This is a genomic window from Thalassospira sp. CH_XMU1448-2, assembly GCF_037027285.1.
Classification (GTDB): Bacteria; Pseudomonadota; Alphaproteobacteria; order Rhodospirillales; family Thalassospiraceae; genus Thalassospira; species Thalassospira profundimaris_C.
This window is the reverse complement of the sequence record NZ_JAYMEA010000006.1, coordinates 114,314-129,124: the sequence shown is the minus strand read 5'-3', so window position 1 is coordinate 129,124 and position 14,811 is coordinate 114,314. Positions and strand designations below refer to the sequence as shown.

General features: G+C 53.7%; 14 protein-coding genes and 1 other RNA gene. 8 read left to right on the top strand and 7 right to left on the bottom strand.

The features are described from left to right. Window positions 1-52 precede the first annotated feature (52 nt). The gene (locus tag WA318_RS18580; protein ID WP_336083545.1) at window positions 53-1,393 is read right to left on the bottom strand and encodes an MFS transporter; all 1,341 of its coding nucleotides are present in this window, start codon (window positions 1,391-1,393) and stop codon (window positions 53-55) included. Window positions 1,394-1,833: 440 nt separating this feature from the next. Here WA318_RS18580 and cyoA point away from each other — a divergent pair, with 440 nt between their 5' ends. The 5 genes from cyoA (at window position 1,834) to WA318_RS18555 (ending at window position 6,966) form a co-directional block, all read left to right on the top strand. Further along, on the top strand, window positions 1,834-2,973 hold the full coding sequence (gene cyoA, locus WA318_RS18575) for a ubiquinol oxidase subunit II (RefSeq protein WP_443082650.1): 1,140 nt from the start codon (window positions 1,834-1,836) through the stop codon (window positions 2,971-2,973). Between the two features lie 91 nt (window positions 2,974-3,064). Next, on the top strand, window positions 3,065-5,074 hold the full coding sequence (cyoB, locus tag WA318_RS18570; protein WP_336083543.1) for a cytochrome o ubiquinol oxidase subunit I: 2,010 nt from the start codon (window positions 3,065-3,067) through the stop codon (window positions 5,072-5,074). A gap of 10 nt (window positions 5,075-5,084) precedes the next feature. Next, window positions 5,085-5,705, top strand: coding sequence for a cytochrome o ubiquinol oxidase subunit III (gene cyoC / locus WA318_RS18565; RefSeq protein WP_336083541.1), 621 nt, complete (start codon window positions 5,085-5,087; stop codon window positions 5,703-5,705). Next, window positions 5,702-6,082, top strand: coding sequence for a cytochrome o ubiquinol oxidase subunit IV (locus WA318_RS18560; protein WP_336083539.1), 381 nt, complete (start codon window positions 5,702-5,704; stop codon window positions 6,080-6,082). Before cyoC ends, WA318_RS18560 begins: the two co-directional genes overlap by 4 nt. 95 nt (window positions 6,083-6,177) lie before the next feature. Beyond that, window positions 6,178-6,966, top strand: a complete 789-nt coding sequence (locus WA318_RS18555; protein ID WP_336083536.1) for an SURF1 family protein — start codon at window positions 6,178-6,180, stop codon at window positions 6,964-6,966. Window positions 6,967-7,067: 101 nt separating this feature from the next. Here WA318_RS18555 and WA318_RS18550 read toward each other — a convergent pair whose 3' ends face one another. The 5 genes from WA318_RS18550 to WA318_RS18530 all read right to left on the bottom strand — a co-directional run bounded on the left by WA318_RS18550 (window position 7,068) and on the right by WA318_RS18530 (window position 10,567). Beyond that, window positions 7,068-7,625, bottom strand: a complete 558-nt coding sequence (locus WA318_RS18550; RefSeq protein ID WP_336083534.1) for a peroxiredoxin-like family protein — start codon at window positions 7,623-7,625, stop codon at window positions 7,068-7,070. Between the two features lie 125 nt (window positions 7,626-7,750). Then, the gene (locus WA318_RS18545; RefSeq protein WP_336083532.1) at window positions 7,751-8,386 is read right to left on the bottom strand and encodes a class I SAM-dependent methyltransferase; all 636 of its coding nucleotides are present in this window, start codon (window positions 8,384-8,386) and stop codon (window positions 7,751-7,753) included. A 147-nt stretch (window positions 8,387-8,533) separates the two neighbouring features. Then, entirely contained in the window at window positions 8,534-9,115 is a 582-nt protein-coding gene (locus WA318_RS18540) for a TetR/AcrR family transcriptional regulator (RefSeq protein WP_336083530.1), read from the bottom strand. A gap of 130 nt (window positions 9,116-9,245) precedes the next feature. Beyond that, window positions 9,246-9,773, bottom strand: a complete 528-nt coding sequence (locus WA318_RS18535) for a dihydrofolate reductase (protein ID WP_336083527.1) — start codon at window positions 9,771-9,773, stop codon at window positions 9,246-9,248. Next, window positions 9,773-10,567, bottom strand: a complete 795-nt coding sequence (locus WA318_RS18530; RefSeq protein ID WP_114099256.1) for a thymidylate synthase — start codon at window positions 10,565-10,567, stop codon at window positions 9,773-9,775. Before WA318_RS18530 ends, WA318_RS18535 begins: the two co-directional genes overlap by 1 nt. Before the next feature lie 130 nt (window positions 10,568-10,697). Between WA318_RS18530 and ssrA the strand changes: the two genes are divergently transcribed. Next, window positions 10,698-11,064: a transfer-messenger RNA gene (gene ssrA, locus WA318_RS18525) on the top strand. A 137-nt stretch (window positions 11,065-11,201) separates the two neighbouring features. Then, the gene (locus WA318_RS18520; RefSeq protein ID WP_114099257.1) at window positions 11,202-11,741 is read left to right on the top strand and encodes an SspB family protein; all 540 of its coding nucleotides are present in this window, start codon (window positions 11,202-11,204) and stop codon (window positions 11,739-11,741) included. An 80-nt stretch (window positions 11,742-11,821) separates the two neighbouring features. Here the strand turns inward: WA318_RS18520 and WA318_RS18515 are convergent, their stop codons facing one another. Beyond that, window positions 11,822-12,757, bottom strand: a complete 936-nt coding sequence (locus tag WA318_RS18515) for an AEC family transporter (RefSeq protein ID WP_336083523.1) — start codon at window positions 12,755-12,757, stop codon at window positions 11,822-11,824. A gap of 295 nt (window positions 12,758-13,052) precedes the next feature. Here WA318_RS18515 and WA318_RS18510 point away from each other — a divergent pair, with 295 nt between their 5' ends. Next, window positions 13,053-14,669: a fumarate hydratase gene (locus WA318_RS18510; protein ID WP_336083521.1), complete on the top strand. Its 1,617-nt coding sequence runs from the start codon at window positions 13,053-13,055 to the stop codon at window positions 14,667-14,669. The last annotated feature ends 142 nt before the right edge of the window (window positions 14,670-14,811 follow it).

Sequence of the window (14,811 nt, the reverse complement as noted above, 5' to 3'; positions counted from 1 at the left end):
GAAAACACCCCGGTCAGAAACCGGGGTGTTTTCCATGAGTCCGGGGCCGTAATCAATCGCTGTTTTTTGATCCGAACTGTTTGTTGAAATGCAGGACCAGAAGGGTGACAACCGCACCCGAAAGCAGATAGGCACCGACACCGGGAAGTCCGTATTTGTCGCACAGATAAAGTGCGATCAGCGGCGCAAAACCGGCCCCAAGCAACCATGCCAGATCGGATGTCAGTGCCGAACCGGTATAGCGATATTCACGCTTGAAGTTGGATGCCAGTGTACCGGCTGCCTGACCAAAGCAAAGGCCAAGAACAGCAAAGCCGCCCAGAACAATCATGCCTTCATTGATGACATTATAATTGTAGAGAAGCGGGGTAAGGATCGCTCCCAGAAGGATGATGCCGGCACTGTAACCGAGCAGGCGACGACGGCCCAGCTGATCGGCAATGAAGCCCGATGCAATGATGCCAAAGGCACAAAGCACCGCACCAACTCCCTGTGTCAGCAGGAACTGACCCGGATTGCCGTTGGCATACAGATAGACCCAGCTCAGTGCAAACACCGTCACCAGATGGAACAGCGCGTAGCTGACCATTGGCACCAGAGCGCCAAGCAGAACGGTCCGTCCGTTATGTTTGAGCGTGTCCATGACAGGGGCGGCTTCAAGTTCGTTCTTTTCGAGCAGATGTCCGAATTCCGAAGTTGCTACCAGTCGCAGCCGGGCGAACAGGGCAACCACGTTAATTGCAAATGCAACGAAGAACACAAAGCGCCAGCCAAATGCCAGGAAGTCATCTGGATGAAGGGTCAGAAGCAGATAGGCAAACAGCGATGAGGCCAGCATGAAGCCAAGCGGAGCGCCCAACTGCGGGATCATCGCATACCAGCCCTTGCGGTTATCTGGCGCGTTCAGTGCAAGAAGGGACGCCAGACCATCCCATGCACCACCCCATGCAAGCCCCTGCAGGAAGCGGAAGACACACAAAAGATAGACTGCAACGATACCGGCCGAGGCATAGCTGGGCAGGAAGGCCATCGCAGCCGTGGAGCCGCCAAGCATGAACATGGCAATGGTCAGCTTTACCCCGCGACCATAGCGACGGTCGACCGTCATGAAGACAAGCGATCCGACGGGGCGCGCGATAAAGGCCAGCGAGAAGATGGCAAACGAATACATTGTGCCGACCAATGCTGTTTCACCGGGAAATAGCAGTTGCGGGAACACAAGTACCGATGCGATGCAGTAAACGAAGAAGTCGAAGAATTCCGAAGTTCGGCCAATGATTACGCCAAGCGCAATCTGACCGGGATCGTTGGTGGCGTCGGCATTGTGATGCCGCGCATCGCGTTCCAAACCTGATGAGGTAGCGGTCGCGTAGTTTTCTGTCGTTTGGTTCACGCCGTTCTCCCTAAATCACTGGTAGGACCTTTGGGTCCTAACTACTTTTAATTGGATCACAAATGCGGCTCGAAGGACGATACGACTTTGGATCGAGTCTAATTATAGACATGTGAATTTCAAACGTCAGTGTCAATTATCTTTCTGCACCGCACAACGTATGGTTTACATTGGAATGATAATTGTCATAAAGACCTGCTATGCGCCGCAGGTACCTTGACATTGTTGCGATGCAGCTATAGCAATTCCCGCGAAATTCCGACTTGGCGGATTTTTGAAAAAAATTTGCCAAAATTGTGCCCTTTGCGTGGATGTTTGGAATGATTATTCCTATATGCCGTTGCGACGGGGTACGACGTGTGGCGATCTCCGATGGGTCGTTCATGCGGCTCGCAGGCATATTGTTGTCTGTGAGAACATCTTCCAGAAACTGACAAAGTATGAAGCGCATGCTTTCAAAACTTGTACGTGGCGTCGCTGTAGCCTCGATGTTTTCGCTTCTGGCCGGTTGCAACCTGGTTGTTATCGACCCGTCGGGTGATATCGCGTCCCAGCAGTCCGATCTGATTATCGTTTCCACGATCCTCATGTTGCTGATCATCGTTCCGGTGATGGCACTGACTGTTTTCTTTGCCTGGAAATACCGTCAGGGCAACAAGGATGCGGAATACGATCCCGAATGGCACCATTCCACGAAGCTTGAAGTCGTCATCTGGTCCGCACCGCTGGTGATCATTATCGCGCTTGGCGCGATCACTTGGGTTACGACGCATACGCTTGATCCGTATCGTCCGCTGGATCGTATTGATGCAGAACGTCCGTTGGCCAAAGATCACAAACCGATGGTGATTGAGGTTGTTTCCCTCGATTGGAAATGGCTGTTCGTATACCCGGAACAGGGTATTGCGACCGTCAACGAACTTGCAGCTCCGGTGGATACGCCGATCCAGTTCAAAATTACCTCTTCGGGGATCATGAACTCCTTCTTTATTCCGGCTCTTGCGGGTCAGATCTATTCGATGGCAGGTATGGAAACCAAACTCCATGCCGTGATCAACGAAGAAGGCGTTTATGACGGGTTCTCGGGGAACTATAGCGGTGAGGGTTTCTCTCATATGCGCTTCAAGTTCCACGGCCTGAGCGAAGACGGGTTCAGCGAATGGGTCTCCAAGGTGAAGTCCGATGAGAACTTCCTTGGCCGTGCGCAGTATCTTGAACTTGAAAAGCCGAGCGTTAAGGAACCGGTTCGCTATTACAGCGCAGTCGACCCGGAACTTTTCCAGGCAATTCTCAACATGTGCGTTGACCAGTCGAAAATGTGCATGAACGAGATGATGGCGATCGACGAGAATGGCGGTGGCGGTTTGGCCGGTGTCTATAACGTCATGTCTTTGACCTATGACGTTCCGCAGATGCGCGGCAGCCAGCCGTTACCCGAGAGCAAATCCTACGTGGCTTCGCTTTGCACCACTCCTGAAAGTGGTTTCTCTGGCGAGATTGCCAATCTGCCATTGTTTGACAATGGGCAGACAGGTCGCGCCATGAGCGTTTCGCCCGCAGGCGTTTCGACAGGGTTCTGAAGCAGTGCCGGTTGGTGAGAGCCAGCCGGCCCTTCGCAGTTTATGCACCGTAAATCCGGTGCCTTTCTGCATTTGAAAGAAGAGTAATCCGATGTTCTCTAATCCGGACCTTTTACACTTTATATTTGGCCGGCTGTCCCTCGACTCCTTCCCGTTCCTCCATGATCCGATCATTCTTGTGACGTTTCTGGGGGTGGTTGTGGGTGGCATCGCCGTTGTCGGCGGTCTGACCTATTTCCGTCTTTGGGGATATCTGTGGCGCGAGTGGATCACCTCGATCGATCATAAAAAGATCGGCATCATGTATATCATCCTGGCAATTATCATGCTTCTGCGTGGCTTTGCCGATGCTCTTATGATGCGTGCCCAGCAAGCCATTGCCTTTAACGGTGCCGAAGGTTTCCTTCCGCCGCACCACTATGATCAGATTTTCACCGCGCATGGTGTGATCATGATCTTCTTCGTGGCAATGCCGCTGGTGACCGGTCTGATGAACTTTGTTGTGCCGCTGCAGATTGGTGCGCGCGACGTTGCATTCCCGTTCCTGAACAATTTCAGCTTCTGGATGACCACTTGTGGTGCCGCGCTGATCATGGCGTCGCTGTTTGTTGGCGAATTCGCAATGACCGGCTGGCTGGCATATCCGCCGCTGTCTGACATTGTCTACAGTCCGGGGGTCGGGGTCGACTATTACATCTGGGCCTTGCAGATCGCCGGTGTCGGTACGTTGCTTTCAGGGGTGAACCTGATTGTGACCATCGTCAAGATGCGCGCGCCGGGCATGTCGATGATGAAGATGCCGGTCTTTACCTGGACCGCGCTTTGCACCAACATCCTGATCGTTGCAGCGTTCCCGGTTCTGACCGCGGTTCTGGTTCTGCTTGGTCTTGACCGTTACGCAGACACCAACTTCTTCACCAACGATCTTGGCGGTAACGCCATGATGTATATCAACCTGATCTGGATCTGGGGTCACCCGGAAGTGTATATCCTGATCCTGCCTGCGTTTGGTGTGTTCTCTGAAGTTGTGTCGACCTTCTGCCGCAAGCGCCTGTTCGGTTACAGCTCGATGGTTTATGCCACCGTGGTTATTACCATTCTGTCCTACATCGTCTGGCTGCACCACTTCTTCACCATGGGGTCGGGTGCAAGCGTGAATGCCTTCTTTGGCATCACCACCATGATCATCTCGATCCCGACCGGTGCAAAGGTCTTCAACTGGCTGTTCACCATGTATAAGGGTCGCATCAGCTTTGATGTTCCGATGTTGTGGACAATCGGCTTCATGCTGACCTTTGTTATCGGTGGCATGACCGGTGTTATGCTTGCTGTTCCGCCGGCTGACTTCGTGCTCCATAACAGCCTGTTCCTGATCGCTCACTTCCATAACGTGATTATCGGCGGTGTGGTCTTCGGGATGTTTGCCGGTATCGTCTACTGGTTCCCGAAAGCATTCGGCTTCAAGCTTGATGAATTCTGGGGCAAGATGTCGTTCTGGCTCTGGACCATCGGCTTCTATTTCGCCTTCATGCCGCTTTATGTTCTCGGCCTGATGGGTGTTACCCGCCGTATGAGCCAGTTTGACGATCCGTCGCTTCAGATCTGGTTCATCATTGCGGCCTTTGGTGCGCTTCTGATTGCCGGTGGTATCGGTTCGTTCATCCTGTCGATCGTTGTTGCGGTAATCAAACGTGACAAGCTGCGCGATGAAACCGGTGACCCGTGGGGTGGTCGTACGCTGGAATGGTCGACGTCTTCGCCGCCCCCGGCTTACAACTTCGCCTTTACCCCGGTTGTCCATGAACTGGACGCCTGGGCGGATATGAAGAAACGTGGCTATGTACGTCCGACTTCCGGCTTCATTGATATCCACATGCCGAAAAATACCGGCGCTGGCTTTATCCTGGCTGCGATTTCGCTCGTCCTTGGTTTCGCACTTGTCTGGCACATGTGGTGGCTTGTTGTTGCAAGCTTCATCGTTCTGGTTGCCGGTTCGATTGCACACACCTTCAACTATGACCGTGATTATCACATCCCGGCATCGGAAGTTGTGAAGACCGAAGACGAACGTACAGCCCTTCTGGCAAAACAGCAGGCGTAAGGGAATGACAATGGCGAATACTACTGCCTCTCAGACCGAAGCGCCGGTCTTTTACCTGAAAGAAGAGCATCACCCGGAAACCGGTACGATGCTCGGCTTCTGGATCTATCTGATGAGCGACTGCCTCATCTTTGCGATCCTGTTTGCAACCCATGGCGTTCTCGGCCGCAACTATGCGGCCGGGCCTTCGCCCGCAGACCTGTTCGATCTTGGTCTGGTGGCGATCAACACCTCGATGCTGCTGTTCTCGTCGATCACTTATGGCTTTGCCATGCTGGCGATGGAAAAAGGCAAGATCGCAGGCACCCAGATCTGGCTGGCAATTACCGGCCTGTTCGGTGTGGCTTTCGTTGGTCTTGAGATTTACGAATTCCATCACCTCTGGAGCCTCGGTGCGACCCCGATGCGCAGTGGCTTCCTGTCGGCGTTCTATACGCTGGTGGCAACGCACGGTCTGCACGTGACGTTCGGTATCATCTGGCTTGTGACCCTGATGGTTCAGGTTGGCAAACGCGGCCTGATCCCGGCGAACAAACGTCGTCTGATGTGCCTGTCGATGTTCTGGCACTTCCTTGACGTTGTCTGGATCGGTGTCTTCTCCGTCGTTTATCTGCTGGGAGTTCTGGGATGAGTGCACATTCTCACGCACATGATGACCATCACGGCGATGGTGCCTCTCACGGTACTTTCAAAAGCTATATGATCGGTTTCATCCTGTCAGTCATCCTGACAGCGATCCCGTTCTGGCTTGTGATGGATGGTGTTCTTGACAGCAAGGTCGCGACCGCGATGTGGATTATGGGTCTTGGCGTTGTCCAGATCGTGGTTCACATGGTCTACTTCCTGCATATGAACACCAAATCCGAAGGCGGCTGGAACATGTTGGCGCTGATCTTCACCATTGTGATCGTTGCGATTGCCATCGCCGGTTCGCTGTGGGTGATGTATCACCTCAACACCAACATGATGCCGCAGATGGATCATGAAATGATCAAAAGCTTTGGCTAAGCCATCGCTTGATATCTGAAAGGGGCGCGATACTTATACCGGTATCGCGCCTTTTTTATTTCAGGAATGATTGACGTCTTTTGAAAGAAAGCGAGATGACGGAACACCGCATTTCTCAGTCCGAGCCAACCCGGACAGGCCCATCAACGGTAACACGGATTGTCGTGCTGACCTTGGCGGCAATCCTGTTTGCAGGGTTCAGTGCCCTTGGATATTGGCAGGTGGAACGCCGGTCATGGAAGCTTGATCTGATTGAACGGGTTGAGGCGCGCGTGCATGGCGATGTTGTTGCCGCCCCGACCCGCGATGACTGGGAAACTGTCAGCCGGGCGCGCGATGAATATCGCAAGGTCAGCGTTACAGGAACCTATCGCAACGATCTTGAAAGCCATGTCTATGCCGCCACCGATTACGGGGCAGGCTATTGGGTGATGACGCCGCTTGCGCGTGATGATGGCACAATCGTAATGATCAATCGCGGCTTCGTACCCACAGATCGCCGCGATCCCGCAGGCCGGACCGAGGGCATGGTGGAAGGTGAGGTTACCGTCATAGGCCTGTTGCGCCTTGATGAGCCGGTTGGCACCTTCATGCGCGATAATGTGCCCGAAGATGACCGCTGGTATTCGCGCGATGTCCGGGCGATGGCGATCAAGCGTGGTCTTGATGCCAACGACGTTGCCCCCTATTTCATCGATGCGGATGGCAAGGACAACCCGGCGAAGCTTCCGGTCGGGGGCCTGACCAGGATCAGTTTCCCGAACAATCACCTGTCCTATGCCCTGACCTGGTTCGGGATGGCGGCATTGACACTTGTTGCGGCCTGGATTGTTCTGCGTCCGCGCAAGCGCCGCGAAGGAGATGCGGACCCGGACGAGGATTGATCCCTTGGCACTGAAAAAGAAAAGCCCGGCATTCGAATGATGCCGGGCTTTTTGCTTGTGTGACGGGCGGTTGAGGGGGGGGGAACCGACCTTGAAGCTTGTTACGGGTTGGTATGATCAATCACTTCGCCGCGCGCCGGATAGCCCTTGGCGATCACGAAATCAAGGGCCCCAAGGATCTGGTCAAAGGCCGGACGGGCGAATGGCATGGTCTGAACGGTGCCGAAATAGAGGGTGCCGTCGGCACGGACCAGAAACAGGCCGGGTTCGGAGAAAATGGCCGGTTCTTCATAGCCGCTTGAGGTCACGCCGTTTGAGGTCGAGATATAAAGACCCCATTCGCGGGCTTTCTCAAGGCTGAGGCCATAACCAAGATCAAGGTTCTCAAGTTCCCATTTTGCCTTGGCTTCGATCGCGCGTTCTTCGACGTCTGATGACAGAACAACAACATTCACGCCACGTTTGGCAAAATCAGCGAGCTTGTTATCAAGGTCCTTGAGGTATTTGCCGCAGATCGGGCAATGCAGACCGCGATAGAAAACCACCATGGTGAAGTTTTCCGGTTTCTGATCGGCCAGCGACCAGATGCCGCCACCGACAAGCGGTACGTTCAGAGCCGGGACCGGCTGGCGGGGGATAAGCGGGGTAATAGCAGACATTTCATTCCTCATGACGTGCAATATGGATATTGGTCATGATTATGGAATGATCGTTCTAAATAACAAGCTGTTAAATCCGGGATCACTGAACTGTGATCCGGCTTAACAGAAAATATTGCGGAAATTCAGGCTTGGCGACGTTTGGCGATGATCAGGCGTGATCTGGTTTTTGCCGGGTAGATGCCACTTGCAATGATATCAAATCCGGCGTCCCGGATCATGTCATCAAGGGTGACATAGTTGATGTAATGGACCAAAGGGGCCTTGCCCAGCTTTTGCATGCCCCAGACAAGCGGGCGCAATAGCTTTGTCATTTCACCAAGGCACGGGGTCTTTGAAATGAAAAGCCCGTCTGACTTCAAAAGCATTCGCAGACTGCGCACGGTCTTTGCCGGATCGTCGAGCAGATGAAGCACGTTGAACGCCATCACAACGTCAAAGCTTTGGGCCCCCTGTTGCGCGATGAATGTGTCATGCGGGCTATGCGCAAAGGTAACGTTCTGAATGCCCTGATCCGATGTCTTGTTCCGGGCAATTTCGATCATGCGTTCGGAAATATCGATACCCGTGATGTGGGCAACATGCGGGGCCAGCTTAAGCGCGGTTGTTCCGGTGCCACATCCGATTTCAAGAACATGCTGGTCAGGCGAGAGATGCTGCACTGTGCGTTCAAGCGTCTTGGCATAGGCAGCTTCATCACCCACGGACTTTCGCGCGTATTTGTCCGCCGCTTTGTCCCAGAAACTGTCGCTTGCTATCATGATATATCCACCTGTTGGGGCCGATCCCGCGGGATCGATTTTCAGGTGCAGACTATCGGGCAAGGCATGCCTGATCGCAACCCGAAATCACGATATGGGCTTTATCGTCAGATAGATTAATCAATGGCTTGATAGCACCGGGAAGACTTAATCAAGGGTGCTTAAGATGGTGTTGGTATAATCTTCAAGCGTTTCGCGATCCGCACCACGACGCGACATCAACTGAACACCCTGGATCGATCCGGCAAGGAAGCGTGACAATGCACGAACGTTCTTTTCCTTTGAAACCGTGCCGTGCTTGATGCCACGGGTTAGTGCCGCTGCAAACATGTCTTCGACCCGGCGAAATGCCTGATGGGAGATGGCCGCAATTTCCGGATCGTGCGGAGCCAGTTCCATGCCGGAATTCACAATCAGGCAACCCTTGTGCTTGCCGTCTGTGCAGCCGTTTCTTGCCGTGTCGCGGAAGGTTGCCTCGATCGCTTTGCGGCCGTCTTCGATTTCGCGCAATTTTGCGAAACGCTCGGTACTGATTTTCTGGCTGTAATGATCCAGAACACGCAGGAACAGGGCCTTTTTGTCGCCGAAACTTGCATACATGGACGCACGGTTAAGCCCGGTCTCATCCACCAGATCCTGAACGGAGGTAGATTCAAACCCTTTGCTCCAGAAGATGTTCATTGCGTTATCAAGAACGCTTTCTTCATCAAATCCGCGCGGCCGAGCCATAACATGTCCTTGGATACTGACCAGAACACTGGAACGAGTGTTCTATAACGACCTTAAAGATGGACCGAATTGTCAGGAAAATCAACCTCGGTGGCTTCACGTCAATGTGTAAGGCCGGCGGTTGACGGTTTTACACCCGATCCAGTGTGACAAAGCTGTAATCCGGGCCCTCATCATTGACGATTTTCTGACGGGCGGTTTCTTGCCACTGATCCCTTGGCAACGGATCAAGGAAGGTATCGCCATCAATGTCGGCATGTACCTCGGTCAGTTCATAGCGGGTCGTAAAGGGCAGGGCGAGGTGATAGATCTGCGCACCACCGGCAATGATCACTTCATTTGCACCGGTGCTGGCGGCAATCTGGTCGCCAAGCCGGATCGCGTTTTCGATATCATGGCAAACCCGGACATTTTCATGATCATATGACCAGTCCTTGTCGCGGGTGACGATGATGGTGGTGCGTTTGGGCAATGGCTTGCCAATGGCCTCAAACGTGACGCGGCCCATGATCATCGGTTTGCCAAGGGTCAGGGCCTTGAACCGCTTAAGGTCTTCGGGCAGCTCCCATGGCATCCAGCCATCCTTGCCGATTGCGCCGTTTTTGGCGGCGGCAACCACGGCAACCCGTTCGATCCGGTCGTTATTGTTGGCGGGCATCAGACGGCAACCTTGCCGGCAATATGCGGATGCGGGTCATAGCCGAGCAGTTCGAAATCCTCGAACTTGAAATCAAAGATCGACTTGACGTCAGGATTGATCTTCATGGTCGGAAGCGGGCGGGTTTCACGCGACAGCTGCAATTCGACCTGTTCAAGATGGTTGGTATAAAGATGTGCATCGCCAAGCGTATGGACAAAATCACCAACGCCAAGATCACAGACCTGCGCGATCATCATGGTCAAAAGCGCGTAGGATGCGATGTTGAACGGCACGCCAAGGAAGATATCGGCACTGCGCTGATAGAGTTGGCAGGACAATTTGCCATCCGCGACATAGAACTGGAACAGGCAGTGGCACGGCGGCAGCGCCATGTTGGGCACATCGGCGACATTCCATGCCGAAACAATCAGGCGACGGGAATCGGGATTGTTTTTGATCTGGTCGATCAGGCCGGTGATCTGGTCAATCGTTTCACCATTGGCCCCGCGCCATGACCGCCACTGACCGCCATAAACCGGGCCCAGATCACCATTTTCATCGGCCCATTCGTTCCAGATGCGTACACCGTTATCCTGCAGATATTTGACATTGGTATCGCCATCAAGGAACCACAGCAATTCGTGGATGATCGATTTCAGATGCAGCTTTTTGGTGGTGACCAGCGGAAAGCCCTCGGACAGGTCAAAGCGCATCTGATGGCCGAAAATCGATACGGTGCCTGTGCCGGTGCGGTCTTCCTTGTGTGTGCCGGTGTCGCGCACAAGGCGCATCAGATCAAGATATTGCTGCATGCTCGTTCCTGGATTTCTGGAATCGTCTTTGGGGCAGCATAGTCAGGTCAGAACGCGTGGGCAAGCAGAGGTGCACAGCATCTGGAGCATGGACCGTTTTCATCGGTTTGGTAAAAAGTTTTTCCCGATTCCCCTTGTGAAACCGGTGTTAGTTGACCTATATAGGGCCTGTCGGGGCAACCCGACTACGGCGCTAAACTGCGTGACAGAATAGGCTTTACGGACCCGGGGGCGGTACCCGGCGGCTCCACCAAATTTACGGTTGCCCGACTCAGGCAATCTTCGTGGGGCCGAAACAGGATCGACGTGAGCAGTAAAAGTCAATGTGGGCGCTCGGCATGGTACCACCGCATCGGGCCAATGTTTGTAAATGCAAACGACAACAATGCTCCGGTTGCTGTTGCTGCGTAAGCGGTACTAGCACCAAAGCGAAATTCCGGTTGCCGGGAGCGGTAATTTGGTGGGGGACGGGGCACCTAGCAACAGAACGCCCCACTCTTGTATTTATTCCCCGCTTCGTTATGAATAGAGTCCATAAAGGCACACCAAGATGTAATTGGTGGGCAAAGATGCTATATGACAATGACGGGGTTTGCCGGGACGTGCCGGTATCCCGCCAGATACAGGATTACTGATGCAGAAACCGGAAGAATTCCGTTACGATCTTATGGTCGACCAGGCGCTGCGCGGCGTAGTGAAAGATATTCTTGCGCGTGTGGCGGAAGAAGGCCTTTTCGGCGAGCATCACTATTACATCACCTTCCAGACCAATCATCCCGGCGTTGCATTGCCTGAAAACCAGCGCAAGGCGCACCCGGACAACATCACGGTTGTCCTGCAGCACCGATTCTGGGATCTGAAATCGGAAGATGATCACTTTTCGGTCGGCATGAGCTTTGATGGCATGCCCACAACGGTGGTCGTGCCCTTTGATGCGATGCTGGCCTTTGTCGATCCGTCTGCCAACTTCATGCTGACCTTCAGCGTCGAAGAAGAAATGGATGACGAAGATTTCGACTATGACGAAGATGACGATCTGGATGCGGACCTGATGGATGACGAGGAACCGGCACCGACACTGGTTGCCGAACCGTCAAAATCCCGTAAGAAATCCAAACCGGATGCGGGTGAAACCGGCGAAGTCATCGCCCTGGATGCCTTCCGCAAGAAATAACGCAGGCTGCGTTTAGGCGCACCGCCCATGCATGGATTACAGGCCCGACATCAATGTGTCGGGCCTGTTTTTGTTTGGGTTCAGGCGAGTGCGAGATAGGCCGAAAGGGTTGCGACCGAAAGGATTGTCGTAATCAGAATCATCCGCCCGGTCAGAACGCTTTCGCGGTCATAAAATTCGGCAAGCATGAACGGACCGGTGCCGGTCGGAAGGGCGGCAAGCAGGATTGCCAGATGGGCCTGCGGTCCGGGCAAGCCCAGAACGGGCACGGCCATCACCCAGGTCAGTGCCGGTTGTGCAATCAGCTTGAGGAACACGAAAATCCCCGTGGTGCTCCATTTTTCGTGTTTCTGACTGGCTGTGCGATCAGCCAGAAACAGTCCAAGGGCGATCAGCGCACAAGGGGCAGCTGCGCCACCGACAAGTTTCAGATAGACATCAACCGGCTCTGGCAATTCCCACGGCGAGAACATCACAATCGTGCCAAGGGTCGGTGCAATCAGCAGCGGGTTTTTAATCAGTGCCTTTAGCGTCTTGATGACAATATGAAACCGGTTTGCTTCCTGTTGCAGGCCGAACTCGATCAGGATGATGGCAATCGCAAACAGCACACAGGCCGTCAGGATCGTCGCGATCAGGGTGGCCGCCAGACCGCTTTCACCAATCAGGGCAAGCACAAGCGGGAAGCCGAGAAATCCGGCATTGGCGTAACTGGTTGTCAGCCCGTCAATCACCGCATCGACCAGATGATGGCCACTGGCGATACGCATCACGATGGTCAGGATGAAAACAAAGCCGCACCCGAACCCGAAGGCCAGAATGAAGTCAGGTTGCCAGATTTCATGCGGCTCGGCCTTGGCCATGATGTCAAACAACAGGGCCGGAAGGGCGAAATAAACAACAAGCCGGTTGATTTCACGCGTCGCAGTCGGGCCAAGTGCGCCGCTTTTGCGCGCAACCCATCCTGTGAGGATCAGCGCGAAAATCGGCAGGATAATCAAAATCTGGGACAGCATCATTGATCCTGAGAAGTGAGGCGCCTGACCATCGGGTGGGCAAGCGTGTCCCTTGATGCACTGTCTGTTTGGTGAATGTCTACTGCAAATCAATCATAAGGGTAGTCCGACGTGGTTCGTGCCGAGATGGGTGGGGCAAAGGGGCGTTCAGATATCGGCAGAACTGCGTAAATCGGGACAAAAAAAGCATGAAGGGGCAAAGAACATGGAAATTTCTGTGCCGAGGCGCTATGTTCCGCGTCAATTATTGAGAAAAACAATCCCACCTTGTTTTTGAGAGAGACGAGAGCCTTCCATGAGTGATTTTGTCTATAAACCCATGTTCGAACAGGGGAAGGACACCACCCCGTATCGCAAGATCGGTGATGAGGGTGTTTCCACCGTTGACGTCAATGGCGAGACCTATTTGAAGGTCGAACCCGAAGCGATTGAAAAGCTGACCCTTCAGGCATTCTTTGATTGTTCGCACCTGTTGCGTCCGGGGCACCTTGAACAGCTTCGCAAGATCCTTGATGACGAAGAAGCGACCCCCAACGACAAGTTCGTGGCGATGGATCTTCTGAAAAACGCATCCATCGCATCGGGCGGTGTGTTGCCGATGTGTCAGGATACCGGAACGGCAATCGTCATGGGCAAACGTGGTGGCAAGGTCATCACCGATGGTTCAGATGAAGAAGCACTGTCCAAAGGCATCTGGCAGGCTTATCAGAAGCATAACCTTCGATTCTCGCAGGTTTCCCCGATCAATATGTTCGAAGAAAAGAACACCGGTTCGAACCTTCCGGCTCAGATTGATCTGTATGCGACCAAGGGCGATGAATACAAATTCATGTTCATGGCAAAGGGTGGCGGGTCTGCCAACAAGACCTTCCTGTTCCAGCAGACCAAGGCACTTCTGAACCCGGAAAGCCTGCGCAAGTTTCTTGATGAGAAAATCCGTACCCTTGGCACTTCGGCTTGCCCGCCCTATCACCTTGCCATCGTCATTGGCGGTACGTCGGCAGAAGCCTGCCTCAAGACCGTGAAAATGGCGTCTGCGCGTTATTACGACAACCTTCCGACCGAAGGTGGCGATCATGGTCAGGCCTATCGCGACCTTGAATGGGAACAGAAGGTTCTTGCGATGACCCGCGAAATGGGCATCGGCGCACAGTTCGGCGGCAAGTATTTCTGCCATGATGTGCGTGTGATCCGTCTGCCGCGTCATGGTGCAAGCTGCCCGGTTGGTCTTGGGGTTTCGTGCTCTGCCGACCGTCAGATTCTTGGCAAGATCACCAAGGACGGTATCTTCATCGAGGATCTCGAACATGATCCGGCGAAATACCTTCCGCAAGTGACCGACGAGCATCTTGAAGACGAAGTGGTCAAGGTTGACCTGAACCGTCCGATGGATGAAATCCGCAAGCAGCTGTCGCAATATGCGGTGAAAACCCGTCTGTCGCTGACCGGTACTGTGATTGTGGCCCGTGACATCGCGCACGCCAAAATCAAGGAACGCCTTGATGCCGGCGAAGAGATGCCCGAATACCTGAAAAACCATCCGGTCTATTATGCAGGCCCGGCCAAGACCCCGGAAGGTATGCCTTCAGGTTCGTTCGGCCCGACCACGGCAGGCCGTATGGATGCCTATGTCGAGCAGTTCCAGGCCGCTGGCGGTTCGTTCGTGATGCTGGCAAAGGGCAACCGTTCGAAGGCCGTCAAGGATGCTTGTAACAAGTATGGCGGTTTCTATCTTGGTTCCATCGGTGGTCCGGCTGCACGTCTGGCACAGGATTGCATCAAGAAGGTCGAAGTTCACGAATATCCGGAACTTGGCATGGAAGCCGTCTGGAAGATCGAAGTTGAAGACTTCCCGGCCTTTATCGTCATTGATGACAAGGGCAATGATTTCTTTGCCGAATTCGGCATCTGATTTCAGTCTGATCGTCCTGAAAGAATACAAACGGCGCAGGGAAAACCTTGCGCCGTTTTTCTATTGTGCCGCAACGCATGGCTGACCTCCGGTCAAAGGGGTTGCCCGCTGGCAGTGAAAATGGTCTGATTCCGGCAAAATC